Source organism: Hydrogenophaga luteola (assembly GCF_042648585.1).
GTDB lineage: Bacteria > Pseudomonadota > Gammaproteobacteria > Burkholderiales > Burkholderiaceae_C > Hydrogenophaga > Hydrogenophaga luteola.
This window is the reverse complement of record NZ_JBHRXX010000004.1, coordinates 1-22,119: the sequence shown is the minus strand read 5'-3', so window position 1 is coordinate 22,119 and position 22,119 is coordinate 1. Positions and strand designations below refer to the sequence as shown.

The window sequence follows — 22,119 nt, the reverse complement described above, 5'->3', positions numbered from 1 at the left end:
CCGGCCCGGATTCAGGTGGCCCTGCAGATCTTCAGGGTGTTCGTGCCGCCCGGCGTGCCCATGGGCTCGCCGACCGTGATCGCGTAGACATCGCCCTTCTGCATCACGCCGCGCTGCTTGAGATCGGCCTCGGCTTCGGCCAGCGCGGTGTCGCGGTCGGCGCTGGTGTCGACCAGCAGCGGGCGCACGTTGCGGTAGAGCGTCATCTTGCGCTGCGAGGACAGCTTGGAGGTGACGGCATAGACCGGCATGCGCACGCTGTGGCGGCTCATCCAGAGCGCGGTCGAGCCGGACTCGGTCAGCGCGACGATGGCCTTGGCCTTGAGGTGGTGCGCGGTGAACAGCGCGCCCATGGCGATGGCCTGGTCGATGCGGGTGAAGTGCGCGCCCACGAAATCGTCGTCCAGCGGGTCGTGGTCGGTCTTTTCGGCTTCCTCGCAGATCGCGGCCATCTGCTGGACCGTCTCCAGCGGGTACTTGCCGGCCGCGGTTTCGGCGCTGAGCATCACGGCGTCGGTGCCGTCGAGCACGGCGTTGGCCACATCGCTCACCTCGGCGCGCGTGGGCACCGGGTTGACGATCATCGACTCCATCATCTGCGTGGCGGTGATCACCACCTTGTCCATCTCGCGGGCGCGCTTGATCATGTGCTTCTGCAGGCCGGGCACCGCCGCGTTGCCCACTTCCACCGCCAGGTCGCCGCGCGCGACCATGATGCCGTCGGACACCCTCAGGATGTTGTCCAGCTCGGGGATGGCCTCGGCGCGCTCAATCTTGGCGATCAGGCCGGGCTTGTGGTTGTACTGGGCCGCAGCCATGTTGCACAGCTGGCGCGCCAGTTCCATGTCGGTCGCATTCTTGGGGAAGCTCACGGCCACGTAGTCGGCCTGCAGGCTCATGGCGGTCTTGATGTCCTCCATGTCCTTGGCGGTCAGCGCGGGCGCGGTCAGGCCGCCACCCTGCTTGTTGATGCCCTTGTTGTTGGACAGCTCGCCGCCGAGCTTGACCGTGGTGTGCACCGCGTCGCCGACCACCTTGTCCACCGTCATCACGATCAGGCCATCGTTGAGCAGCAGGGTGTCGCCGGCCTTCACGTCGCGCGGCAGTTCCTTGTAGTCCAGGCCCACGCCGCCGATGTCGCCTGGCTCGGTGCGCGAGGCATCCAGCACGAACGGCTGGCCGGGTTCGAGCATCACCTTGCCTTCGGCGAACTTGCCGACGCGGATCTTCGGGCCCTGCAGGTCGGCCATGATGCCGACCTCGCGGCCGGCGCGGCGCGCGGCCTCGCGCACGAGGTTGGCGCGGTCAATGTGGTCCTGCGCCTTGCCGTGCGAGAAGTTCAGCCGGACGACATTGACGCCGGCGCGGATCATGGCTTCGAGCAGGGCGGGATCGCTGGACGCAGGACCGAGGGTGGCGACGATTTTGGTGGCGCGCTGGGGCATGGGTGTCTCCTGGATGGCGAATGTTTCAGGCCGGTCTGGGAACGCCGCCCTGTAATTTGGTTTCAATTATCCAGGAAACCAGTTACTCCTCGGTTACAAACCGGCGTCGCGCAGGTTGTCCTGCATGTGGCGCAGCGCGCGCAGCAGCGCCTGCCGTTCCGGCGCATCCAGCCCGCGGGCGGCCCGGGCCGCCACCTGGCGGCGCTGGCGCATGACGGATTCGTGACGGCGCTGCGCCGCTTCGGTCGGGTAGAGCCGGATCACCCGGCGGTCGTGCTCGTCCGGCCGGGCCACCAGCAGGCCCTTGTCCTTGAGCACCGCGATCAGGCGCGCCAACTGGCCCTTGTCCCGCCCCGCGTGCTGCACCAGATCGGTCTGCGTGCTGCCCGGGTGGCGCACGAAGAAGCCCAGCGCCCGCCCTTCCATCGGCCCCAGCCCGTCATCGGGCATCTGGCGCAGCAGCTGCGCGCGGGCCAGGTGCATCAGGTCGTGCACCGCCTCCATCAGGTCGTCGTCGGACAGCTTTGTCATTTTGTTGACCTTATCAACTTATTACATCAGAATAGATGACATTATCAATCAATTAGACCATCCCATGTCCTCTTCCGTTTCTTCTACAGAGCGCCCCATGGGCCCGACGCGACGCGTGCGCCACGAGCTGCTGCGCCGCGACGTGCGCGTGCGCCATGTCCAGCCACTGAGCCCGGGCCTGCTGGCCGTGACCTTCGGCGGGCCGGCGCTGGCCAGCTTCGTCTCGCTGTCGTTCGACGACCATGTCAAGTTCGTCTTCACCGACGCCGACGGACAGGAGCAGCGGCGCGACTACACACCTCGCCACTTCGACACGGCCCGCCAGGAGCTGACCCTGGTGTTCGCCCTGCACGCAGGGGGTGCGGCCAGCGACTGGGCGCAGCGCGCCCGGGCGGGCGACGCGGCGGTGATCGGCGGCCCCCGCGGATCCATCATCATTGCGGACGACCTGCCCTGGTACCTGCTGGCAGGCGATGCGACGGCGCTGCCCGCCATCGCGCGGCGACTCGACGAACTGCCGGTGGGCACGCCCACTACGGTGCTGCTTCACACCCCGCACGAGCAGGACCTGCAGGCGCTGCCCGAGCGCCCTGGTCTGAAGCTGCGCTGGTTGCCGACCGACGAGGCGCTGTGCGAGGCGGTGCGCACGGTGGACCTGCCCGCAGGCGACGGCTTCATCTGGTGCGCGGGCGAAGCCGGTTGCATGACGCGGCTGCGAGACATCCTGCTGAACGAACGCGAACGGCCACGCAACCATGTCAAGGTCTCGGCTTACTGGAAACCCGGCGCCAGCGACTTTCACGAAGACCTGGCCTGAGAAGGCGAGCCGCGCCTACCGCGCCTACCGCGCCTCGGCTGGTGCCCGGCTCAGGTCGTTGTTCTGCGTCACCAGCACCTGCAGCAGGCGCATGAACTCGGTGCGCTGGCGCGGAGTCAGCGGCGCCAGGATCTGCTCCTGCGCGCGCAGCATGGCGGGCACAGTCTCGGCCAGCCCCTGCTCGCCCGCCGGGGTCAGGAACAGCTGGCGCGCGCGCCGGTCCTGCGGCGACAGGCGCCGCTCCAGCCAGCCCCGCGCCTCCAGCCGGTCCACCACGCCACCGGTGGTCGAGGTGTCCAGCGCGATGCTGCGGGCCAGCGTGCGCTGATCGATGCCCGGCTGGTTGCCCACCACCTGCAAGGCGGCGTACTGCACCGGCGTCACGCCCAGTTCTCCCGCCTCCTGGAGAAAGATGCCGACCGCGATCTGGTGCAGGCGCCGGATCGCGTAGCCGGGCTGCTGGTCGATCTGGATTCCGGTGGTTTCGGGGGTGTCCATGGCAAACAGGTCAGGTGTGGGGGACAACAGATGGTCGGTGGTTGACCCAGTCTAACCGCCCTCTTATCATCAGCATACTCATTATCAGCATGCGGCCGAACAAAGCCCATCGCACGGAGACAAGCCATGAGCCACCCACTCGGCCGCCTGGAAGACCTGCCGCAGGACTACCGCGACGACCTCAAGAATCTCAACCTGGTGCCGCTTTGGCCCAGCCTGCGCGCCGTGCTGCCGCCCAAAGTGCCGACGCGCGCCACGCAGGCCGTGCACTGGCCCTACGCCACGCTCAAGCCGCTGCTGCTCAAGGCCGGCGAACTCACGCCGATCGAGAAGGCCGAGCGCCGCGTGCTGGTGCTGGCCAACCCCGGTCACGGCCTGGAGAACATGAAGGCCAGTCCCGCGATCTACCTGGGCATGCAGCTGCTGCTGCCCGGCGAGTGGGCGCCCAGCCACCGCCACACGCCCAACGCGGTGCGCATGGTGGTCGAGGGCGAAGGCGCCTGGACCACGGTGGACGGCGAGAAGTGCCCGATGAGCCGCGGCGATTTGATCTTGACGCCGACAGGCCTGTGGCACGAGCACGGTCACGATGGCAGCGACCCGGTGGTCTGGCTGGACGTGCTGGACCTGCCGCTGGTCTATTACATGGAGGCGAGTTACCACATCAACGGTGAGCGCCAGACCGTCAAGCCCGGCAGCGGCGACCGCGCCTGGACCCGCGCCGGCGTGGTGCCCACCCAGGTCTTCAACCGCAGCGACCGGCGCTACCCCATGCTGCGCTACCCCTGGATGGACACGCGCGCCGCGTTGCTGGCGATGGCCGACAACCAGCCCGACCTCGACTGCGTGCAGGTGACCTACGTGAACCCCGAGACGGGCGAAGACGCCGAGAACATCCTGGGCTTCTACGCGCTGATGCTCAGGCCCGGCCAGACGCTCACGCTGCCGGCACGCTCGCCGGCGCAAGTGTTCCACCTGATCGAAGGCGGCGTCGACGTGTCCACCTGCGGCAAGCGCTTTGGGCTGGTCGAGGCCGACACCTGCTGCGCGCCGGGCTACGAGGCCGTGACGCTGAGCAACCGCGCGGCCGACCAGCCCGCCTTCGTCTTCATCGCCGACGAATCCCCGCTGCACCGCAAGCTCGGTGTGTACGAGACCCGTTGATTTTTCAGAGACACCCGATGACCCAGTACCTCTTCGCACCACCCGCCGTCCAGTCCCTGCCGATCCGTGGCCGGGCCGAACGCTTCCCGATTAATCGCATCTTCTGCGTTGGCCGCAACTACCACGCGCACGCCGTCGAGATGGGCAAGCCGGTCGACAAGAGCGCCGAGCGGCCGTTCTACTTCACCAAGTCGCCACAGACCCTCACGCCCTCGGGCGCGACCGTGGCCTACCCGCCCGGCACGAACAACTACCACTTCGAGATGGAACTCGTGCTGGCCGTGGGCAAGGCCGGTTTCCGTATCAGTGCCGACCAGGCGCATGAAGTGATCTACGGCTACGCCGCCGGCCTGGACATGACGCGCCGCGACCTGCAACTGGTCGCCCGCGACAAGGGCCGGCCCTGGGACCTGGGAAAGGACATCGAACAAGGGTCGGTCTGCAGCGAGATCGTGCCGATGGAAGGTGTGGTGATCGAAAAGGGCGCCATCGAGCTGGAGGTCAACGGGGCCACGAAGCAGTCGTCCGACGTGGACAAGCTGATCTGGAACATCCGCGAGATCATCGCGGACCTGTCCCAGTTCTACCACCTGCAACCCGGCGACCTGATCTACACCGGCACGCCCGACGGCGTGGGCCCCGTGGTCAGCGGGGACCGGATCACGGGGCGGGTGGAGGGGGTGGCCGAGGTGGCGTTGAGCGTCGGACCCAGTGAGTAGCAACAAGGCAACGGGCTGTCCTTTGGATTTGGAAGCACATCAGCGCATGAGCATACGATGCGTGAGTCAATAGGACAGCGGCTCCTTGCCGTCTTGGCGCTGACGCAGGCTACCGCCAGACGGGCTTTTCCTCTGACAAACGCAAAACAACCGCCCGTATACCTGCTTGGTCGGGTTCCACATAGCCCCAAAGGGCACCTGCGTGCGCCGTGATTCGCGCTGGCCAACGGTTCGCCACACGAATGGAAAACACGCCATCGGCGTCGGCGGTCGCCTTTGCTGCCGGCGGATAGGAAACTGGAAAGAGTGTGAAGAATCGGCGTCCCTCCCAAACCACCACCTCTGCGTGGGGAACGGGTTTTCCGTTGTCACTTCGAACGACCACTCCTTGGACGAATTCAGCATCCGGGTGATCAAGGAAAACGACACAGCCTGATAACAGCAGTGCAAGAAAAACTGAACAAATCACTCGCATTTGACATCGCTCCAGTTTCGATTTCACACAACAACGCTGTTCACTCTGGGAGCACCTTCTTGCAGAGAAAAGTCATGCCAAGCCTTAGCCTGCAACACCCCGCCGGGCCATCATGTCCGCGCTCATTGCCTGCAGCGCTTCCCCACGGATAATGGCCCGCGCCGCCGGATAGACCACGCCGTTCTCGTCCACCAGGTGCCGCCGGTACAGCGCGTCGTAGGCGTCGAAGCGCTGCTGGTCCTCCGCTGAAAACCCCGCCCAGCCTTCGCCGGCGTCCACCAGCCCCGACAAGGCCGCGCGCACCTGCGCCCACTGCACGGCCATCTCCCGGTGGTCCTGTTTGAGGCGGATGACCACCGCAACCACCGCCGGCTCGCGCTGCGCGAGCAGCGCCGGGAACACATGGCGCTCCTCATCCTCGTGGTGGTGCGGGCCAGCCTGGTCGAAGTAGCGCATGACGTCGCGCGCGGCGTCGCGGGCCTGGGCGTCGGCGCCGTGGGTCTTCACGTGGCCGCGCAGTTTGCCCAACAGGCGCAGCATGCGCTCGACCCGCTCGTGGCAGGCGTCGAGCATCTCGAACGGCGCCTCGAAACCCACGCTCGGAGCCTGTTGCCCGGGCTGGGTGATCTGGTGCAGGTGAATGCCGGCCATGGGGTCAGTCCAGCAGCACCGCGCGCCCTTGCGGGTCGAACGGGATGAAGTGCTGGATGCGGCCCTGGCGGATGGCCTCCACCATCTTCTGCAGCGGCGCGTCGGCGTCGGCGCTGGTGGGTGGTTGGCCAGCGCTGCCCGACATGGCGGCCGCGAAGATCATGCCCCAGGGCTGGCCGAAGCCCGCAGCCTCCTCTTTGAGCTGTTCGAACGAGGCCAGCTCGTCGGGGCTCTTGTCGACGCACATCTGCGGCACCAGCGCACCGCCCTGGCCTTTGTCGAACGCGGCGCGTTCGGCCGGCGTGGCGTCGTCGGGCAGCTCGACGGCGGCGAACACCATCAGCAGGCGCTGGGGCAGGGGTTGGGCGCGCGCGGCGGCGAGCAAGTCGTCGAAGGTGCGGATGTCCATGAAAAATCCGGTTGGGAAAAACGTGTCAGCCAGGGCCGACGGGGTTCAGGGTGAAGACGTAGTCGGCCACCGTGGGGCGCACGACGGTCTTGCCGCGCGAGAGTGCGGTGCCGATGCTCAGAAAACACACGGCCTGCTCGCGCTCGCCCAGGCCGAAGAAGCGGTGCAGCGCGGCCGAACGCACCGACTGTCCGGCGGTGAGTGCCGAGCCGTAGCCCAGGGCCGTGGCCATGAGCAGCACGTTCTGCGCCGCGCAGCCGGCGGAGATCAGCCGCTCGGCCAGGCCGATCTCGGCATCACCCTTGGTCTCGTCGACCACCAGCAGCGCGAGGAAAGGCGAGCGGAATCCCTTCTCGCGCGCCTTGGCAATGTCGTGTAGTTCGGCCTGCGGATCGCGCTCCAGCAAGGCCTGCACGAACACCTCGGCCAAGGCCTCGCGCTGGTCGCCCGGCACGGCGATGAAGCGCCAGGGCAGCAGGCTGCGGTGGTCGGGCGCCGAGGCCGCGGCCGACAGGATGGCCTGCAGCTGCGTGGCGTCGGGGCCGGGCTCACCCAGGCGGAACGGCAGCACCGTGCGGCGCGCCGACATCAGCTCGGCGGCCAGCGCCGCCCAGTCGGTCACGCCGGTGTCGGGCTCAGCCGCAGCTGCCGAGGTGTCCGCAGGAGGTGCAGTAGTCACAGCCGTCCTTGCGGATCATGGCGTGTGCGCCGCACTCGGGGCACTTCTTGCCGGCCATCACGCTGGACGACATGCCCACCAGCTCTGGCGCGGCCGGGGCGTGGGGTGTGGCGACTGCGGCGGTGTCGGTCTGCTGGTTGCGGCGGGCAATGATGTTCTGCAGCGCGAACGCAATGGCGGCCACCTCCGAGTCGTGCCACATCGGCACGTGGGTGCCGTCGGCCTTCTCGTAGGTGCCCAGGCGCACCGGGCCGCGGTCCCAGGCGACCTTGCGCATGTCGGACAGCGCCCGGCCCAGGAAACCGCCGCGCGCGGCCAGCGACAGCATGCGCATGGTGGAGGTGATCCACTGCTGCGACTCACCGTTCTGGCCCACGGGCATGAAGAACTCGATGGCGCGCTCGACCGTGCCCTTGCCGTCGGCGGCCGGCACCGGCAGGAAGGAGACCACGATGTACAGGGTCTTATGGCCTTCCTGCGTCCAGTACTCGATCTTGTCGGCCACCGCCGAGAGCGCGCCCTTGGGACGGCTCTCGATCACGGTACGCATCGGGTCCACCGGCGCCGCCGCAGGCGCGGGGGCTGGCTTGGCCTCGACCACCGGCGCGCCGGTGTCGAGCACCGAGCCCAGGATGGTGTTGGGCCGGTAGGTGGCCATGCCCTTGAGGCTGGCGCGCCAGGCCTGCAGGTACAGGTTCTTGAAGTCCTCGTAGGGGTAGTCGCCCGGCACGTTGACCGTCTTGGAGATCGCGGTGTCCACGAAGGGCTGCACCGCTTCCATCATGGCGATGTGCTCGCCCGCGGTCATCGCCAGCGCGTTGACGAAGTACTCGGGCAGGTGGTCCACGTCACCGCCGAGGTCGCGGTAGAGGCGCCAGGCGTGGTCTTCCACCGCGTACTCGCGGGTGGAGCCGTCGTGCTCGCGCTTCTTGCGGCGGTACATCCAGGAGAACGGCGGCTCGATGCCGTTGGAGGCGTTGTCGGCAAAGGCCAGGCTCACTGTGCCGGTGGGGGCGATGGAGAGCAGGTGGCTGTTGCGGATGCCGTGTTCGCGGATGGCCTGGCGGATGGACTCGGGCAGGCGGCTGGCGAAGGTGCCGCGCTCCAGGTAGCCGTTGGCGTCGAACTTGGGGAAGGCGCCCTTTTCCTTGGCCAGCTCGATCGAGGCACGGTAGGCCGCGTCGCGCATGTGCTCGGCAATCTTCGCGGCGACCTTGCGGCCGTCCTCGCGGTCGTAGCGCACGCACAGCATGGCCAGGGTGTTGCCCATGCCGGTGAAGCCGACGCCGATGCGGCGCTTGTCCTGCGCTTCCTTGCGCTGCTGTTCCAGCGGCCAGAAGGTCACGTCCAGCACGTTGTCCAGCGCACGCACCTGGGTCGCCACCGCCTGCTCGAAGGCGGCGAAGTCGAACGAGGGCACGCCGCCGAAACCAAAGGCGTTGCGCACGAAGTTCGTGAGGATGATGGGGCCGAGGTCGCAGCAGCCGTAGGACGGCAGCGGCTGTTCGCCGCAGGGGTTGGTGGCGGCGATGCCTTCGCAGTAGCGCAGGTTGTTGTCCTGGTTGATCTTGTCCAGGAACAGGATGCCGGGCTCCGCGAAGTCGTAGGCCGACTTCATGATGGTGTCCCACAGTTCGCGCGCGGACACGCTCTGATAGACCCAGAGGCCATCGGCGCGCTGGTAGGCGCCCTTGTCCATGACCTTGCTCCCGGGCTTGGCCTTGTGCACCAATTCCCAGGGCTGGTCGCCGGCCACGGCTTCCATGAAGGCGTCGCTCACGCCCACGGACACGTTGAAGTTGTTCCAGCGGCCGGGTGTGCGCTTGGCGGTGATGAAGTCCAGCACGTCCGGGTGGTCGATGCGCAGCACGCCCATCTGGGCGCCACGGCGCGCACCGGCGCTCTCGACCGTCGAGCACGACTGGTCGAACACGTTGATGTAGCTGCACGGCCCCGAGGCCATCGAGTGCGTGCCCTTGACCTCGGCACCGCGCGGGCGGATGCGCGAGAAGTCGTAGCCCACCCCACCGCCGCGGCGCATGGTTTCGGCGGCTTCGCGCAGGGCCTCGTAGATGCCCGGGAAGCCTTCGTCGTCGAAGCCCTGGATGCAGTCGCCCACGGGCTGCACGAAGCAGTTGATCAGGGTCGCCTGGATGTCGGTCCCGGCGGCGCTCATGATGCGGCCGGCGCCGATGGCACCCGCGTACAGGTTGTCGAGGAACTTACGTTCCCATTCGGCGCGGATCGGCTCTTTTTCCACCGAGGCCAGGGCGCGGGCCACGCGGCGGTAGAGGTCGTCGATGCCGGTCTCCCCGGGTTTCAGGTATTTTTCTTCCAGCACATCGAGGCTGATCGGCTGGGGTTCCCGGAGATTCTGGGCTCCGGGTTGGGGGTCACGCTTCATGCAAGGGCTCCGGTTTTGAAGGCGTCGGATGGTACAGGCTCCGCCGGCCGGTTGCCGGCCACCATCCAGGACAGCAGATCATGGACCGAACGGATGTCCTTGCCAAACGGCAGGGCACCGGCCCCCCGGAAAAAAAGTCCGCGCTGCTGATCACCTTCCCAAGCGTGGGCCAGCTGCTGGTCGATGCAAAACTGGCCCATGTCCGACTTGCCATCTCGCAATCCGCAATGCGCCAGGCAGTCGAAGGCCATGTTGCAGCGGTCCTTGACGTGCGCCACGGCCTTGAGCTTGGGCTCCACGCGCAGGTACTTGTTGAGCCAATGTGTGCGCACACCTCGCGCAGGCAGCCCGGCCACACTGATGAACTCCACCACGTCTTCCGGCGTCGCGTTGGCCAGCACCTGCTTGAAGGCGGGGTCGGCGTCGCATTCCTGCGTCACCGCGAAGGCCGTGCCCATCTGCACCGCGGCGGTGCCCAGACCCTGCAGACGCAGGATGTCTTCGCGGCTGGAAATGCCGCCGGCGGCGATCAATGGAATCTTTCCTTCCAGCCCAGCCGATTTGAAAAATTCCAGGGACTGGGGGATCACGTTCTCGAAATTGAAACGCGGGTCCTGCAGGTCGGCGACCTTGGCCGCGCCCAGGTGCCCCCCGGCCAGCCGGGGGTGCTCGATGACGATGGCGTCCGGCAGGCGGCCCTTTTTCTCCCATTTCTTGACGATCAGCTGCACGCCTCGCGCGTCGGACAGGATGGGGATCAGGGCGGTCCCGGGATGGTCCTTGGCCAGTTCGGGCAGGTCCAGCGGCAGGCCCGCGCCCACCACCACCGCGTCGGCGCCGCTTTCCAGCGACTGGCGCACATAGATCTCGTAGGCCGACAGGGCCTTCATGATGTTCACCGCCACCATGCCGCGCCCCTGCGAAATCAGGCGCGCGCGCTGGATCTCGCGGTCCAGCGCGACCAGGTTGGCGGCGTTGATGCGCTCGCGCGCGTCGGGTTCCTTGCCGCTTTCCAGGTGGCTGGTCTGGGCCATCAGGTCGGGGTGCAGGCGGCGCAGGTCCACCGACGACACGGTGCCCACCCCACCCAGCGCGGCCACGGCGCCGGCCAGGCCGCCGGCCGACACGCCCACGCCCATGCCGCCCTGCACGACCGGCAGCAGCTCGCGGCCCTTGAGCCGCCAGGGGCGCATGCCGTTCTCGCCCGCCTGGCGCAGCAGCGCCCGCGCGCGTTCGGCGGTCTCGCCGTCTCCAGGCGCCACCGCCCCCATCACATCTCGTGCATTCATCGTCTGATTTCCCATAGGACGGCGCAAAAAACCGCTGGTGGAGACTACCGGCGACGGCGCCGCGCCGCCTTGTTCTGGGTCAAGAACCACCCCAACCGGCCGTCGGATGGGGTATTCCAGACACGGCCTGTCGCCCAGGCGCCCCCAAGGTTCAAAGGGCCTTTCCAGAATCCAGGCCATGGACTTCGAACAAAGCCCCTGCGCGCAGGCGTTGTTGCGCCAGCTGGACCAGTTTCTGCAGACCTATGTGCTGCCGCACAACGCGGCCTGGCACCAGGCGGTGCAGGACGGGCACTACCCACCGCCCTTCCTCGAAGACCTGAAAACCCTGGCGCGCGAAGAGGGCCTGTGGAACCTGTTCCTGCCCGGCCTGCGCGAGGACGAACTCGGCACACGCCTGTGCAACCTCGACTACGCGCCGCTGGCCGAGGCCATGGGCCGGCTGAGCTGGGCCGCCGAGGTCTTCAACTGCAGCGCGCCCGACACCGGCAACATGGAACTGCTGCACCGCTTCGCCACACCGGCGCAGCGCGCGCAGTGGCTGCTGCCCTTGTTGAACGGCGACATCCGTTCGGCGTTCGCCATGTCCGAGCCCGACGTGGCCTCGTCCGACCCGACCAACCTGCAGACGACCGTTCGACGCGAGGGCGATGAACTCGTGCTCAGTGGCCGCAAGTGGTTCATCACCGGCGTGGCGCACCCGAATTGCCGCGTGCTGATCGTGATGGCGCGCAACGCAGACGGGGAAGGCGACGACCTGCACCACCAGCACAGCATGGTGCTGCTGCCCATGAACACGCCGGGGATGGAGATCGTGCGCAACATCAGCGTGGTGCACCACCACGCGCCCGAAGGCCATTGCGAGATCGTGCTGCGCGGCGTACGCGTGCCGGCCGACCATCTGCTGGGCACATGGGGCCACGGTTTCGCGATGGCGCAGGCGCGGCTGGGCCCGGGCCGGGTGCACCACTGCATGCGCACCATCGGCCAGTGCGAGCTGGCCCTGGCGCTGGCCACCGAGCGCGCGCTGGAGCGGCGCAGCTTCGGCCATCACCTGGCCGACTACGCCAACGTGCAGGAGTGGATTGCGCACTCGCGCATCGAGATCGACCAGGCGCGCCTGCTGGTGCTGCGCTGCGCCTGGCTGCTGGACCACCCGGAGCAGGCCGAACCGGCCACCGTGCGCGCGCAGGTGGCCGCGATCAAGGTGGTGGCCGCCGGCCTGCAGACCCGCGTGGTGGACCGCGCCATGCAGATCTTCGGCGCGATGGGCCTGTCACCCGACACGCCGCTGGCGCAGTTCTGGACCTGGGGCCGCGCGCTGCACCTGCTCGACGGACCCGACGAGGTGCACCTGCGCAGTGTGGCGCGGCACGAGTTCGCGCGGGCGCGCGAGCGGCTGGGCTCACTGTCGGCGTACTTCACGACGCCGGAGCAGATGCGCACACCACCACATCTGAACTGAACAGCGCTGTGGCCCCCACGCTCCGCCGCTGCGCGGGATTCCTGTCCCCGCGCAGCGCGCATGCTCAGCGATCGAGTGCTCCCGGCAGCGACAGGTCGCCCGACGCCACCTTGAACACCTGGGCCACGCACAGCAGGGGTGCGTGCACGCTGGCGTTCACACGCAGCGCCGCAGTCACGCCGTCGAACTTCAGGGCCTGCAGCGCCGACACGTTGTCGAATGGCACGCGTACGTTCACGCTGCCGCGCTCGAACGACGGGCTCCAGCCGGGGCTGTCGATCAGCAGCGGCAGTCCGGGCCAGGTCTTGGGCAGGCGCGGCTGGCTGCCTTCGGGGATGTCGACCACCTTCAGCGACCCTTTGCCGCAAGCCTCGTCGGGCTGCAGCACCACCCAGTGCGAGTGCCAAACGCCACCGTCGTTCTTCAGGTGGCCGTCGCCGTTCTCGTCGAACAGCGGCGTGTCGTCGAAGTCGGGGTGGGCGGTGACGGCAAAGGCCAGGATGCCGGCCTTGGGCTCGAAGCCGACCTCGGCCGGGTCCAGGCTGGTGGGCCAGACGTAGGAGAACACGCGGCTGCCGGCCAACTGGCCCGACTTCGTCGGCCGCGTGCGCCCGGCCTTGCCCGAGACCTGCATGTGGAACACCAAGGCGTTGTCCTCGGTGGTGATGCGGGTGTGCACCACGTCGAAGGGCGCGTGGACGGCCTTGGCCGTTGCGCTGGCGATGCCGCCGCTGTGGCTGTGGCCGCCGTCGGCCAGGGCCGGGCCGGTCGTGACGAGGGCGGCCGCCAGCAAGGCGGTGTTCAAGGGGGTGGGCAGACAGACAGAACGCATGGAGAACTCCTGGGTAGGGGATGGGAAGCGGACCGCCGGGCGGCGATCCGTGGCACCCAGTGTCTGGCCGCAACCTGTTCAGATGGGATCATTTCGTACAGAATTCATACCCTTTCGTCCAACCGCCGGCATGACCGTCACGCCCCCGCCCATTGACCGCCTGTCCAGCCTGCTGGAGCGTTTTCCCGTGCGCGCCGAGCTGTCGTTCACCGGCACGCTCTGCGGTGTGCAGAGCTTCACGCCGCCGCCGGGCATGGGCTACCTGCACCTGCTGCGCCGGGGCACGCTCGATGTAACCCACCCGCCGCGGCAGGCCGTGCCGCTGCGCCTGCACCTGCGCGCACCCGCACTGCTGTTCTACCCGCGCGCCATCGCCCACCACTTCCACAACCCGCCCATCGAAGGCGCCGACTTCACCTGTGCGCAGCTGTGGTTCGAGGGCGGCCAAGCCCACCCGCTGGTGCGCACCCTGCCCGGCGCCATCGTGCTGTCGCTGGACGAGGTGGAGGGACTGGGCGCCTCACTGGAGCTGCTGTTCGCCGAGACCGCCCGTGTGCGCTGCGGCCACCGGCTGCTGGCCGACCGGCTGTTCGAGGTGGTGCTGATCCAGACCCTGCGCTGGCTGCTCGACCACCCGCGCGAAGCCGGAGTGCCGCCCGGGCTGGTCACGGGCCTGTCGGACCCGCGGCTGGCGCGGGCCATCGTGGCCATGCACGACGCGCCCGGCGAACCCTGGAGCGTGGAGCAGCTGGCGGTGGTGGCCGGCATGTCGCGCACCGGCTTCACCAGCCTGTTCCGGCAACTGGTGGGCCAGACGCCGGCGGACTACCTGAGCGACTGGCGCATCGGGCTGGCCCAGACGGGCCTGGCGCGGGGCAGCTCCATCAAGCAGCTGACGAGCGAGCTGGGCTACGCGAACCCTTCGGCCCTGAGCCGCGCCTTCGCTGCCAAGACCGGGCACTCGCCGCGCGAGTGGCTCAGGGGATCGTTGCCGCCGGCGCCACCGGCGCGCTGACCCGCATCGCCTCGGCCGCGATGTCCAGCGAGCGCAGCCGCAGCGCGGGGTCGAACACGTCGCTCACCAACATGAACTCGTCGGCCTGGGTGGCGTCGGCCAGCTGCTGCAGGCCGGCGCGCACCGTCTGCGGCCCGCCCACCACGGCGCAGGCCAGGAAGTCGGCAATGGCCGCGCGCGCCTGCGTGTCCAGCCGGTCCATGAAGCCCTCGACCGGCGCCGGCAGCTGGCCGCGCCGGCCAGTCAGGATGCCCAGCACGCGCTGGTAGGTGCTGCTGGCCAGGTACTCCGCCTCGTCGTCGGTGGGCGCAGCGATCAGCGGCACGCCGACGACGGCATAGGGCTTGTCCAGCGTCTTCGACGGCTTGAAGTTCTGCCGGTACAGCTGCAGCGCCTGCAGCAGGTAGCGCGGCGCAAAGTGCGAGGCGAAGGCGTACGGCAGGCCGCGCTCGGCCGCGAGCTGGGCCGAGAACAGGCTGGAGCCGAGCAGCCAGATCGGCACCTTGGTGCCCGCGCCGGGCATGGCGATCAGGCGCTGGCCGGGTTGCGGGTCGTCCAGCAGGCGCTGCAACTCGGCCACGTCGCGCGGGAAGTCTTCTTCGGTCTCGACGCGGTCGCGGCGCAGCGCGCGCATGGTCAGCGGGTCGGTGCCGGGCGCGCGGCCCAGGCCCAGATCGATGCGCCCGGGGTACAGCTCGGCCAGCGTGCCGAACGCTTCGGCCACCACCAGCGGCGCGTGGTTGGGCAGCATCACCCCGCCGGACCCGATGCGGATGCGCTGCGTGCCGCCCGCGATGTGGCCCACCAGCACGGCCGTGGCCGAACTGGCGATGCCGCTCATGTTGTGGTGCTCGGCCAGCCAGTAGCGGGTGAAGCCAAGGCGCTCGGCGTGCTGCGCGGTGCGCAGGGCAATCGCCAGCGCGTCGGCAACGCTGCCGCCCTCGCGCACGGCGACCAGGTCGAGCATGGACAAACGGATGGAGGACAGGGCTTTCATGCGCCCGATTGTGGGCTTGCAGGCGCCCAAGCGCTGCCGATCCCATCAAACCCTGACGCAACGCAAGCCCTGTCCGGAACGTGATGGCAATGCCGCGCCGCTCGGCGTAGGCTCTGCCAACCATTCCACCTCCACCGACCATGACCACCCTCTTCGACCCCATTCAAGCCGGCGACCTGCACCTGGCCAACCGCATCGTCATGGCGCCGCTCACGCGCAACCGCGCGCCCGAGGCCATCCCCACGCCGCTGATGGCCGAGTACTACGCGCAGCGCGCCAGCGCAGGCCTGCTGATCACCGAGGCCACCGCCATCTGTCCCGAGGGCCAGGGCTACGCCGATGTGCCCGGCCTGTACGGCACCGAGCAGCTGGACGGCTGGAAGCGTGTGACCCAAGCCGTACACGATCTGGGCGGCAAGATCGTCACCCAGCTCTGGCACGTGGGCCGCGTCTCGCATGTGGAGCTTCAGCCGCATTACCAGAAGCCGGTCGCGCCCTCGGCCATCCGCGCCCACACCAAGACCGTGCTGATCAAGGACGGCGTGCCGACCTTTGTCGACACCTCCGAGCCGCGCGCGCTGGACGCCGAGGAAATCCCCGGCATCGTGCAGGCCTACCGGCATGCGGCCCAGAACGCCATCAGCGCCGGCTTCGACGGGGTGGAGATTCACGCCGCCAATGGCTACCTGATCGACCAGTTCCTCAAGACCGGCGCCAACCACCGAAAGGACGACTACGGCGGCAGCATCACCAACCGCGCGCGCCTGCTGCTGGAAGTGGTGGCCGCGGTGACCGAAGCCATCGGCGGTGGCCGCACCGGCATCCGCCTCTCGCCCGTGACCCCGGCCAACGACATCGTGGACGACGACCCGCAGCCGCTGTTCGACCACGTGGCGCGCAAGCTGGCGCCGTATGGGCTGGCCTATGTGCATGTGATCGAAGGCGCCACCGGCGGCCCGCGCGAACTGCCCGACCGGCCGTTCGACTACGCCGCGTTCAAAGCCGCCTACCGCGCGACCGGCGGCACCGGCGCCTGGATGGTGAACAACGGCTACGACCTCGAGCTGGCGCAGCAGGCCCTGGCCGATGGCGCCGACCTGGTGGCCTTCGGCAAGGCCTACATCGCCAACCCCGATCTGGTGGCGCGACTGAAGGCTGGCGGCCCGTTCAACAAGCCCGACAAGATGACCTTCTACGGTGGCGGCGAGAAGGGCTACACCGACTACCCGTTTCTGGAAGCTTGAGCCCCCACGCTCCGCCGCTGCGCGGGTCGCTGCCCCCCGAGGGGGCTGGGCCAGCCTTGGGGCGGCCCGGCGGCTGACCCGTCTGAGCCCCCGCGCTGCGACCTATGATGCGCGGACCATGCCCTCCCCCGAACTGGTCGCCGCGATCTATCCCTGGCTGCTGCCGCTGCACATCACCCTGGTGACGCTCAGCGTCTTGTGGTTCGCCGCGCGCGGCCTGGGCGTGCTGGCGAAGCAGGCCTGGCCCATGGCGGGCTGGGCGCGTGGCCTGGCGCCGGTCATCGACTCGCTGCTGCTGCTGGCCGGCGGCACGCTGTGGTGGCTGCTGCAGCTCAACCCCACGCAGAACCACTGGCTGCTGGCCAAGCTGGTGCTGCTGATCGTCTACATCGTGCTCGGCACGCTGGCGCTCAAGCGGGCACCCACACGCGCGAGCAAGGCCCTGTGTTTCATCGCCGCGCTGGCGGTGGTCGGGTTCATGGCCAGCATCGCCATGGCGCGCCACCCGCTGGGCCTGTTCGCGTCATGAGCCGAGGCGATCAGGGTGCGGCAACGGTCCACCACTCGCGCCTGGTGCGCGCTCTGCTCTGGCTGGCCGGCTCGGTGTCGCTGGTGCTTGGGCTCATCGGTGTGGTGGTGCCGGGTCTGCCCACCACACCCTTCATCCTGCTCGCCGCCGCCTGCTACGCCAAAGCCTCGCCGCGGCTGCACGCCTGGCTGCTCAACCACCGGCTCACCGGCCCGATGCTGCGCGACTGGGAGGCGAACCGCAGCCTGACCCGGCGCACCAAAACCATCGCCGTGGTCTCGATGCTGGTGATGGTGAGCTTCTCGATCTGGAGCTTCCGCCACCGCTGGATCGCGCAGGTGGTGCTGGTGGTGCTGGGCGCAGTGGGCGCCTGGGTGGTGCTGCGCATTCCGACGCGCAAGCCCTGAGCCACCGCAGACCGTTTCAGGCCGCGGTCTTGCGCGCGCGTCGACGTGGCTTGTCGGTCTGCATCTCGGCACAGAGGTTGTAGAACTCCTGCGCCGCCGGCGTGAGCACGGTGGAGCGGCGCTTGATCAGGCCCACCATGCGTTTGACCACCGGGTCCACCAGCGGCACGCTGGCCAGCAGCGGGTGGTCTTTGGCCGGCATGGCCATCGAGGGCACCACCGCCACGCCCAGCCCCGCTTCCACCAGACCGATCATGGTCGTGCCGTGCCGCGTTTCGTACAAGCTGTGCGGCTGCTCGGCCATGCCGGCCAGGGCCTGGTCCAGCAGCAGGCGGTTGCCCGAGACCTTGTCGGCCGCGATGTAGTCGTACTGCGCGAGTTCGGCCCAGCGCACCTGGCGCTTCTTGGCCAGCGGATGGTCGCGGCGGCAGGCCGCTACGAACTGCTCCTCCACCAGCGGCTTGAACTCGACGTCGCCCTCTTGCGATCCCACGAAGTTCAGGCCGAAGTCGGCCTCGCCGCGCGCCACCGCCAGCAGCACCGTGTTGGCGCTCTCGTCGATGATCTTCACCCGCACCCGCGGGTAGCGCTCGTGGTAGCGCGCGATCACACTGGAGAGGAAGTAGTTCACCGCCGAGGGCACGGCCGCGATGGTCACCTCGCCCATGCGCGTGGCGGCCACGCCGCGGATGCCCAGCAGCGTGGTGTCCAGCGCGTCGAGGATCTGGCGCAGTTGCCGGTCGAAGTCGCGCCCGACCACCGTGAGACTGACGCGCCGCGTACTGCGCTCCAGCAGCCGCACGCCCAGCGCCTGCTCCAGCTTGTCGATGCGGCGGCTGAAGGCCGGCTGTGAGATGTGGACCGATTCGGCGGCCTTGCGGAAGTTGCCGAGTTCGGCCACCGCGCGGAACGCCATGAGGTCGTTGAGATCGAAATGGGAGGACATGAGAGGTGCTGGACACGAGGTTTCTGATTGATGCACATTGTGGATCAATCAATCCCAACTATGCAATTCACAGACATCTCCGGGCGACGGATCATTCGCCCACTTCCCCCAACACCGGAGACAAACCCATGAAGTCCACCCTCACCGCCATCGCCCTCGCCCTGACCGCACTCACCGCCAACGCCCAGGGTTTCCCCAGCAAGAACGTCACCATCGTCGTGCCCACCGCGGCCGGCGGCGGCAACGACCTGATGGCCCGCACCATCGCGCAGAAGCTGGCGCCCATGCTGGGCCAGAGCGTGATCGTGGAGAACAAGGCCGGCGCCAACGGCGCCATCGCCAGCGAGTTCGTGGCCCGGGCCACACCCGACGGCCACACCCTGATGCTGGGCTACATCGCCACCCATGCCATGAACCCGGCGCTGCAGAAGCTGCGCTACGACCCGGTGACGGACTTCGAACCCGTGGCCCTGGTGGGTTACTCGGGCACGCTGATGGTGGCCAACGCCAATGTGGCGGTGAAAGACGTCAAAGACCTCGTCGCCCAGCTCAAGGCCAAACCGGAAAAATATGTGTACGCCACCGCAGGCAACGGAACCGCACCGCACTTTGCCGGTGAGCTGTTCAAGCTGAACGCGGGTGTCGAAATGATCGGCGTGCCCTACAAGGGTTCATCCCCTGCCGTCAACGACACCCTGGGCGGCCAGACGCAGTTCATGTTCCCCAGCCTGTTCACCGCGCTGCCGCACGTCAAAGGCGGCAAGCTCAAGGCGCTGGCCATCGCCGGTCCGAAGCGCTCGCCGCTGCTGCCCGACGTGCCGACCATGAAGGAAGCCGGTGTCGACGGCGTCGAGGTGCAGCAGTGGTACGCCATCTTCGCGCCCGCCAAGACGCCCAAGGACGTGGTGGCCAAGCTCAACAAGTCCATCAACGAGGTGCTGTCCGACAAGGAGGTCATCAAGCGCATGGAAGACCATGGCGCTGATGTCGAGACCAGCACGCCCGAGGAGCTCGGCGGCCTGGTGAAGTCCGAGCTGGCCAAGTGGAAGAACGTGGTGGTCAAGGCCAAGATCACGGCGGATTGAGCACGCCATGTCACTTTCGATTCCCTGCGTGCTGATGCGCGCCGGCACCTCGCGCGGCCCGTTCTTTCTGCGCGACTGGTTGCCCGAAGGCGACGAGGCGCGCGACCAGGCACTGATCGGCGCCATCGGAGCCTCCGACCCGCTGCAGCTGGACGGGCTGGGAGGCGGCAGCACGCTCAACAGCAAAGTCGCCATCGTCTCGCGCTCGAGCGTGCCGGGCTGTGACCTGGACTACCTGTTCGCCCAGGTCGGCGTCGGCCATCGCTCGGTGGACACGCGCCCCAACTGCGGCAACATGCTCTCGGGCGTGGCGCCGTTTGCCATCGAACAGGGGCTGATTTCCGCGCAAGACGGCACGACCACGGTCCGCATCCACAACGTCAACACCGGCTCGCAGATCGAGGCCACGGTCCGCACGCCGGGCGGCAAGGTCAGCTACGACGGCGACGCGCGCATTGATGGTGTGGCCGGCACTGCGGCGCCCATCCTGCTGAACTTCCTGGACGCCTGGGGCGCGGTCACCGGCCAGGTCTTCCCCACCGGTCAGCGCATCGACCTGATCGACGGCCTGGAGGTGACCTGCATCGACGCGGCGATGCCGCTGATGGTGCTGCGCGCCATCGACCTCGGCCTCACCGGCCGCGAACGGCCGGCCGAGCTGGACGCCAACAAGGCGCTGCTGGAGCGCATCGAGGCGCTGCGGCTGGAAGCCGGCCGGCGCATGGGCCTGGGCGACGTGACGAACAGCGTGGTGCCCAAGCCGGTGCTGATCAGCGCCGGCGACACGCTTGACAGCATCACCTCGCGCTACTTCACGCCGCACAAGTGCCACGCCTCGCACGCGGTCACCGGTGCCATCGGCGTCGCCACCGCGTTTGCCTTGCCGGGCACGGTGGCCAGCGGCATCGCGCGCAAGGCGGGCCGCCACGCGTTGGTGGTGCTGCACCCGGCCGGCCAGATCGACGTGGCGGTGGACATCGAAGGCGAGGGCGAGACCATCGAGGTCAAGAGCGCGGCGCTGGTGCGCACCGCGCGCAAGATCATGCAGGGCATGCTGCACCTGCCAGGCTACGTGTTCCCGCCCGCCGCACCGGTCCCCGGCAGCGCATCGCCCGCCGCTTCGAGCGCCGTGCGCAACTTCCCGCAGCATGAGCTGCACATCATCGTGCCCACCAGCGCGGGCGGCGGCAACGACACCATGGCGCGCACGCTCACGCGCAAGCTGGGGCCGCTGCTGGGCCAGCCGCTGGTGGTGGACAACCGGGCGGGCGCCAACGGCAGCATCGCCGCCGAATACGTGGCCGCGGCCGAACCCGACGGCCACACCCTGATGTTCGGCTACATCGCCACCCACGGCATCAACCCCGCGATGCAGAAGCTGCGCTACGACCCGGTGGCAGACTTCTCGCCGGTGGGCCTGATCGGCTATTCACCCACCCTGCTGGTGGTGCCGGCGGCGCTGCCGGTGGACGATGTGGCCTCGCTGGTGCGGCTGCTGCGCGACGCGCCGTCGCCCATGGCCTACGCCTCGGCCGGTGAGGGCACGGTGCCGCATCTGGCTGCCGAGCTGTTCCAGCTGCAGACCGGCACGCGCCTGACCCGCGCCGACTTCTCGGGCGCCGGACCGGCGATTGCGGATGTGGCCAACGGCCTGGTGCAGCTGATGTTCCCGAGCCTGTTCACGGCCCTGCCGTACCTGCGCAGCAAGCGGCTGAAGGCCCTGGCGGTGGCGGGCACCGAACGACTGGCGGCCTGCCCCGATGTGCCGACGCTGTCAGAGGCGGGGGTGCCGGGTGTGGCGATGACGCAGTGGTACGCGCTGTTCGCGCCGGCCAAGACGCCGCACAGCGTGACGCGCCAGCTCAACACCGCGCTCAACACAGTACTGCGCGACCCGGAGGTGGCGGCCCGCATGCAGGCCGAAGGTGCGCAGGTGCAGACTTCAACGCCGGGTGAGCTGCACGACCTGCTGCTCGCCGAGGGCGAGCGCTGGCAGGATGTGGTGCGTCAGACCGGCCTGCGCCTGAACATGGCCGCCGACTGAGCGGGGTTGGTCAGGCGGCGCGGCGCGCCAGCACCTCAAACGCCGGCAGGGTCTTGCCTTCCAGCACTTCCAGGAAGGCGCCGCCACCGGTGGAGATGTAGCCCACGTCCTTCTCGATGCCGTACTTGGCAATGGCCGCCAGCGTGTCGCCACCACCGGCGATGCTGAAGGCGCTCGATTCGGCGATGGCGTGCGCGATCACCTTGGTGCCGTTCTCGAACGCCGCGAACTCGAACACGCCCACCGGGCCGTTCCAGACGATGGTGCCGGCCTGCTTGAGCTGCTCGGCCAGCTTGGCCGCGGTCTTGGGGCCGATGTCCAGGATCAGGTCGTCGTCGGCCACGTCGGTCGCCGCCTTGACCGTCGCCGGTGCGTCGGCAGCGAAGGCCTTGGCGCAGACCACGTCCTCAGGGATCGGCACCTCGGCGCCGCGCGCCTTCATGGCGGCGATCACCGCCGTGGCTTCGCCCAGCA

The 22,119-nt window shown here is 68.6% G+C and carries 23 protein-coding genes; 10 read left to right on the top strand and 13 right to left on the bottom strand.

All coding sequences use genetic code 11. The features are described from left to right. Positions 1-11 precede the first annotated feature (11 nt). On the bottom strand, positions 12-1,445 hold the full coding sequence (pyk, locus tag ACFOPI_RS09255; RefSeq protein ID WP_382173206.1) for a pyruvate kinase: 1,434 nt from the start codon (positions 1,443-1,445) through the stop codon (positions 12-14). A 93-nt stretch (positions 1,446-1,538) separates the two neighbouring features. Beyond that, positions 1,539-1,976, bottom strand: a complete 438-nt coding sequence (locus ACFOPI_RS09250) for a MarR family winged helix-turn-helix transcriptional regulator (RefSeq protein ID WP_382173204.1) — start codon at positions 1,974-1,976, stop codon at positions 1,539-1,541. Between the two features lie 97 nt (positions 1,977-2,073). Here ACFOPI_RS09250 and ACFOPI_RS09245 point away from each other — a divergent pair, with 97 nt between their 5' ends. Beyond that, positions 2,074-2,793, top strand: coding sequence for a siderophore-interacting protein (locus ACFOPI_RS09245; protein ID WP_382173203.1), 720 nt, complete (start codon positions 2,074-2,076; stop codon positions 2,791-2,793). Between the two features lie 24 nt (positions 2,794-2,817). Here ACFOPI_RS09245 and ACFOPI_RS09240 read toward each other — a convergent pair whose 3' ends face one another. Then, a complete protein-coding gene (locus ACFOPI_RS09240; RefSeq protein ID WP_382173201.1) occupies positions 2,818-3,291 on the bottom strand; it encodes a MarR family winged helix-turn-helix transcriptional regulator in 474 nt (157 codons plus the stop codon). A gap of 126 nt (positions 3,292-3,417) precedes the next feature. On the opposite strand from ACFOPI_RS09240, the gene ACFOPI_RS09235 reads away from it, so the two are divergent. Beyond that, entirely contained in the window at positions 3,418-4,455 is a 1,038-nt protein-coding gene (locus ACFOPI_RS09235; RefSeq protein WP_382173199.1) for a cupin domain-containing protein, read from the top strand. Positions 4,456-4,472: 17 nt separating this feature from the next. After that, positions 4,473-5,174 (top strand): fumarylacetoacetate hydrolase family protein, encoded by a 702-nt coding sequence (locus ACFOPI_RS09230; RefSeq protein WP_382173197.1) that lies wholly within the window; start codon positions 4,473-4,475, stop codon positions 5,172-5,174. A gap of 109 nt (positions 5,175-5,283) precedes the next feature. Here ACFOPI_RS09230 and ACFOPI_RS09225 read toward each other — a convergent pair whose 3' ends face one another. From ACFOPI_RS09225 to ACFOPI_RS09200, 6 genes are read right to left on the bottom strand one after another with little or no spacing between them, the layout of a single operon-like run. Then, the gene (locus tag ACFOPI_RS09225) at positions 5,284-5,676 is read right to left on the bottom strand and encodes a hypothetical protein (protein WP_382173195.1); all 393 of its coding nucleotides are present in this window, start codon (positions 5,674-5,676) and stop codon (positions 5,284-5,286) included. Positions 5,677-5,733: 57 nt separating this feature from the next. Then, positions 5,734-6,300, bottom strand: a complete 567-nt coding sequence (locus ACFOPI_RS09220) for a hemerythrin domain-containing protein (protein WP_382173193.1) — start codon at positions 6,298-6,300, stop codon at positions 5,734-5,736. 4 nt (positions 6,301-6,304) lie between these two features. Then, positions 6,305-6,709: a ribonucleotide reductase subunit alpha gene (locus ACFOPI_RS09215; protein WP_382173191.1), complete on the bottom strand. Its 405-nt coding sequence runs from the start codon at positions 6,707-6,709 to the stop codon at positions 6,305-6,307. Between the two features lie 25 nt (positions 6,710-6,734). Next, positions 6,735-7,388, bottom strand: a complete 654-nt coding sequence (locus ACFOPI_RS09210; RefSeq protein WP_382173190.1) for a nitroreductase family protein — start codon at positions 7,386-7,388, stop codon at positions 6,735-6,737. After that, positions 7,345-9,792: an adenosylcobalamin-dependent ribonucleoside-diphosphate reductase gene (locus tag ACFOPI_RS09205; protein ID WP_382173188.1), complete on the bottom strand. Its 2,448-nt coding sequence runs from the start codon at positions 9,790-9,792 to the stop codon at positions 7,345-7,347. Before ACFOPI_RS09205 ends, ACFOPI_RS09210 begins: the two co-directional genes overlap by 44 nt. After that, on the bottom strand, positions 9,789-10,985 hold the full coding sequence (locus ACFOPI_RS09200; RefSeq protein WP_382173468.1) for an NAD(P)H-dependent flavin oxidoreductase: 1,197 nt from the start codon (positions 10,983-10,985) through the stop codon (positions 9,789-9,791). Before ACFOPI_RS09200 ends, ACFOPI_RS09205 begins: the two co-directional genes overlap by 4 nt. Positions 10,986-11,259: 274 nt before the next feature. On the opposite strand from ACFOPI_RS09200, the gene ACFOPI_RS09195 reads away from it, so the two are divergent. Beyond that, positions 11,260-12,546 (top strand): acyl-CoA dehydrogenase family protein, encoded by a 1,287-nt coding sequence (locus ACFOPI_RS09195; protein ID WP_382173187.1) that lies wholly within the window; start codon positions 11,260-11,262, stop codon positions 12,544-12,546. A 64-nt stretch (positions 12,547-12,610) separates the two neighbouring features. Here the strand turns inward: ACFOPI_RS09195 and ACFOPI_RS09190 are convergent, their stop codons facing one another. Beyond that, complete coding sequence (locus ACFOPI_RS09190) at positions 12,611-13,378, bottom strand: hypothetical protein (protein WP_382173186.1); 768 nt, start codon at positions 13,376-13,378, stop codon at positions 12,611-12,613. 130 nt (positions 13,379-13,508) lie between these two features. Here ACFOPI_RS09190 and ACFOPI_RS09185 point away from each other — a divergent pair, with 130 nt between their 5' ends. After that, positions 13,509-14,393: an AraC family transcriptional regulator gene (locus ACFOPI_RS09185; RefSeq protein ID WP_382173185.1), complete on the top strand. Its 885-nt coding sequence runs from the start codon at positions 13,509-13,511 to the stop codon at positions 14,391-14,393. Here ACFOPI_RS09185 and ACFOPI_RS09180 read toward each other — a convergent pair. Then, on the bottom strand, positions 14,356-15,390 hold the full coding sequence (locus tag ACFOPI_RS09180; RefSeq protein WP_382173184.1) for an LLM class flavin-dependent oxidoreductase: 1,035 nt from the start codon (positions 15,388-15,390) through the stop codon (positions 14,356-14,358). The genes ACFOPI_RS09185 and ACFOPI_RS09180 overlap by 38 nt on opposite strands. Before the next feature lie 140 nt (positions 15,391-15,530). On the opposite strand from ACFOPI_RS09180, the gene ACFOPI_RS09175 reads away from it, so the two are divergent. From ACFOPI_RS09175 to ACFOPI_RS09165, 3 genes are all read left to right on the top strand, one after another. After that, the gene (locus tag ACFOPI_RS09175) at positions 15,531-16,634 is read left to right on the top strand and encodes an alkene reductase (RefSeq protein WP_382173182.1); all 1,104 of its coding nucleotides are present in this window, start codon (positions 15,531-15,533) and stop codon (positions 16,632-16,634) included. Between the two features lie 118 nt (positions 16,635-16,752). Beyond that, entirely contained in the window at positions 16,753-17,163 is a 411-nt protein-coding gene (locus tag ACFOPI_RS09170) for a SirB2 family protein (protein WP_382173180.1), read from the top strand. Continuing rightward, positions 17,160-17,570: a YbaN family protein gene (locus tag ACFOPI_RS09165; protein ID WP_382173179.1), complete on the top strand. Its 411-nt coding sequence runs from the start codon at positions 17,160-17,162 to the stop codon at positions 17,568-17,570. The genes ACFOPI_RS09170 and ACFOPI_RS09165 overlap by 4 nt, the downstream gene beginning before the upstream one ends. A 16-nt stretch (positions 17,571-17,586) precedes the next feature. Here ACFOPI_RS09165 and ACFOPI_RS09160 read toward each other — a convergent pair whose 3' ends face one another. Further along, a complete protein-coding gene (locus ACFOPI_RS09160; protein ID WP_382173177.1) occupies positions 17,587-18,516 on the bottom strand; it encodes a LysR family transcriptional regulator in 930 nt (309 codons plus the stop codon). A gap of 128 nt (positions 18,517-18,644) precedes the next feature. Here ACFOPI_RS09160 and ACFOPI_RS09155 point away from each other — a divergent pair, with 128 nt between their 5' ends. Together ACFOPI_RS09155 and ACFOPI_RS09150 are read left to right on the top strand one after the other, a co-directional pair. Next, positions 18,645-19,601, top strand: coding sequence for a Bug family tripartite tricarboxylate transporter substrate binding protein (locus tag ACFOPI_RS09155; RefSeq protein ID WP_382173175.1), 957 nt, complete (start codon positions 18,645-18,647; stop codon positions 19,599-19,601). A gap of 7 nt (positions 19,602-19,608) precedes the next feature. Beyond that, entirely contained in the window at positions 19,609-21,645 is a 2,037-nt protein-coding gene (locus ACFOPI_RS09150) for a 4-oxalomesaconate tautomerase (RefSeq protein ID WP_382173174.1), read from the top strand. A gap of 10 nt (positions 21,646-21,655) precedes the next feature. Here the strand turns inward: ACFOPI_RS09150 and pgk are convergent. Beyond that, positions 21,656-22,119, bottom strand: a 464-nt coding sequence (gene pgk / locus ACFOPI_RS09145; protein WP_382173173.1) for a phosphoglycerate kinase, incomplete at its 5' end; no start/stop codon positions are given.

Excerpts from the sequence above, each read along its gene's own strand:
- pyk (WP_382173206.1), bottom strand. The coding sequence starts at position 1,445 with ATGCCCCAGCGCGCCACCAAAATCGTCGCCACCCTCGGTCCTGCGTCC.
- ACFOPI_RS09250 (WP_382173204.1), bottom strand. The coding sequence starts at position 1,976 with ATGACAAAGCTGTCCGACGACGACCTGATGGAGGCGGTGCACGACCTG.
- ACFOPI_RS09245 (WP_382173203.1), top strand. The coding sequence starts at position 2,074 with ATGGGCCCGACGCGACGCGTGCGCCACGAGCTGCTGCGCCGCGACGTG.
- ACFOPI_RS09240 (WP_382173201.1), bottom strand. The coding sequence starts at position 3,291 with ATGGACACCCCCGAAACCACCGGAATCCAGATCGACCAGCAGCCCGGC.
- ACFOPI_RS09235 (WP_382173199.1), top strand. The coding sequence starts at position 3,418 with ATGAGCCACCCACTCGGCCGCCTGGAAGACCTGCCGCAGGACTACCGC.
- ACFOPI_RS09230 (WP_382173197.1), top strand. The coding sequence starts at position 4,473 with ATGACCCAGTACCTCTTCGCACCACCCGCCGTCCAGTCCCTGCCGATC.
- ACFOPI_RS09220 (WP_382173193.1), bottom strand. The coding sequence starts at position 6,300 with ATGGCCGGCATTCACCTGCACCAGATCACCCAGCCCGGGCAACAGGCT.
- ACFOPI_RS09215 (WP_382173191.1), bottom strand. The coding sequence starts at position 6,709 with ATGGACATCCGCACCTTCGACGACTTGCTCGCCGCCGCGCGCGCCCAA.
- ACFOPI_RS09205 (WP_382173188.1), bottom strand. The coding sequence starts at position 9,792 with ATGAAGCGTGACCCCCAACCCGGAGCCCAGAATCTCCGGGAACCCCAG.
- ACFOPI_RS09200 (WP_382173468.1), bottom strand. The coding sequence starts at position 10,985 with ATGCGCCCCTGGCGGCTCAAGGGCCGCGAGCTGCTGCCGGTCGTGCAG.
- ACFOPI_RS09195 (WP_382173187.1), top strand. The coding sequence starts at position 11,260 with ATGGACTTCGAACAAAGCCCCTGCGCGCAGGCGTTGTTGCGCCAGCTG.
- ACFOPI_RS09190 (WP_382173186.1), bottom strand. The coding sequence starts at position 13,378 with ATGCGTTCTGTCTGTCTGCCCACCCCCTTGAACACCGCCTTGCTGGCG.
- ACFOPI_RS09185 (WP_382173185.1), top strand. The coding sequence starts at position 13,509 with ATGACCGTCACGCCCCCGCCCATTGACCGCCTGTCCAGCCTGCTGGAG.
- ACFOPI_RS09180 (WP_382173184.1), bottom strand. The coding sequence starts at position 15,390 with ATGAAAGCCCTGTCCTCCATCCGTTTGTCCATGCTCGACCTGGTCGCC.
- ACFOPI_RS09175 (WP_382173182.1), top strand. The coding sequence starts at position 15,531 with ATGACCACCCTCTTCGACCCCATTCAAGCCGGCGACCTGCACCTGGCC.
- ACFOPI_RS09170 (WP_382173180.1), top strand. The coding sequence starts at position 16,753 with ATGCCCTCCCCCGAACTGGTCGCCGCGATCTATCCCTGGCTGCTGCCG.
- ACFOPI_RS09165 (WP_382173179.1), top strand. The coding sequence starts at position 17,160 with ATGAGCCGAGGCGATCAGGGTGCGGCAACGGTCCACCACTCGCGCCTG.
- ACFOPI_RS09160 (WP_382173177.1), bottom strand. The coding sequence starts at position 18,516 with ATGTCCTCCCATTTCGATCTCAACGACCTCATGGCGTTCCGCGCGGTG.
- ACFOPI_RS09155 (WP_382173175.1), top strand. The coding sequence starts at position 18,645 with ATGAAGTCCACCCTCACCGCCATCGCCCTCGCCCTGACCGCACTCACC.
- ACFOPI_RS09150 (WP_382173174.1), top strand. The coding sequence starts at position 19,609 with ATGTCACTTTCGATTCCCTGCGTGCTGATGCGCGCCGGCACCTCGCGC.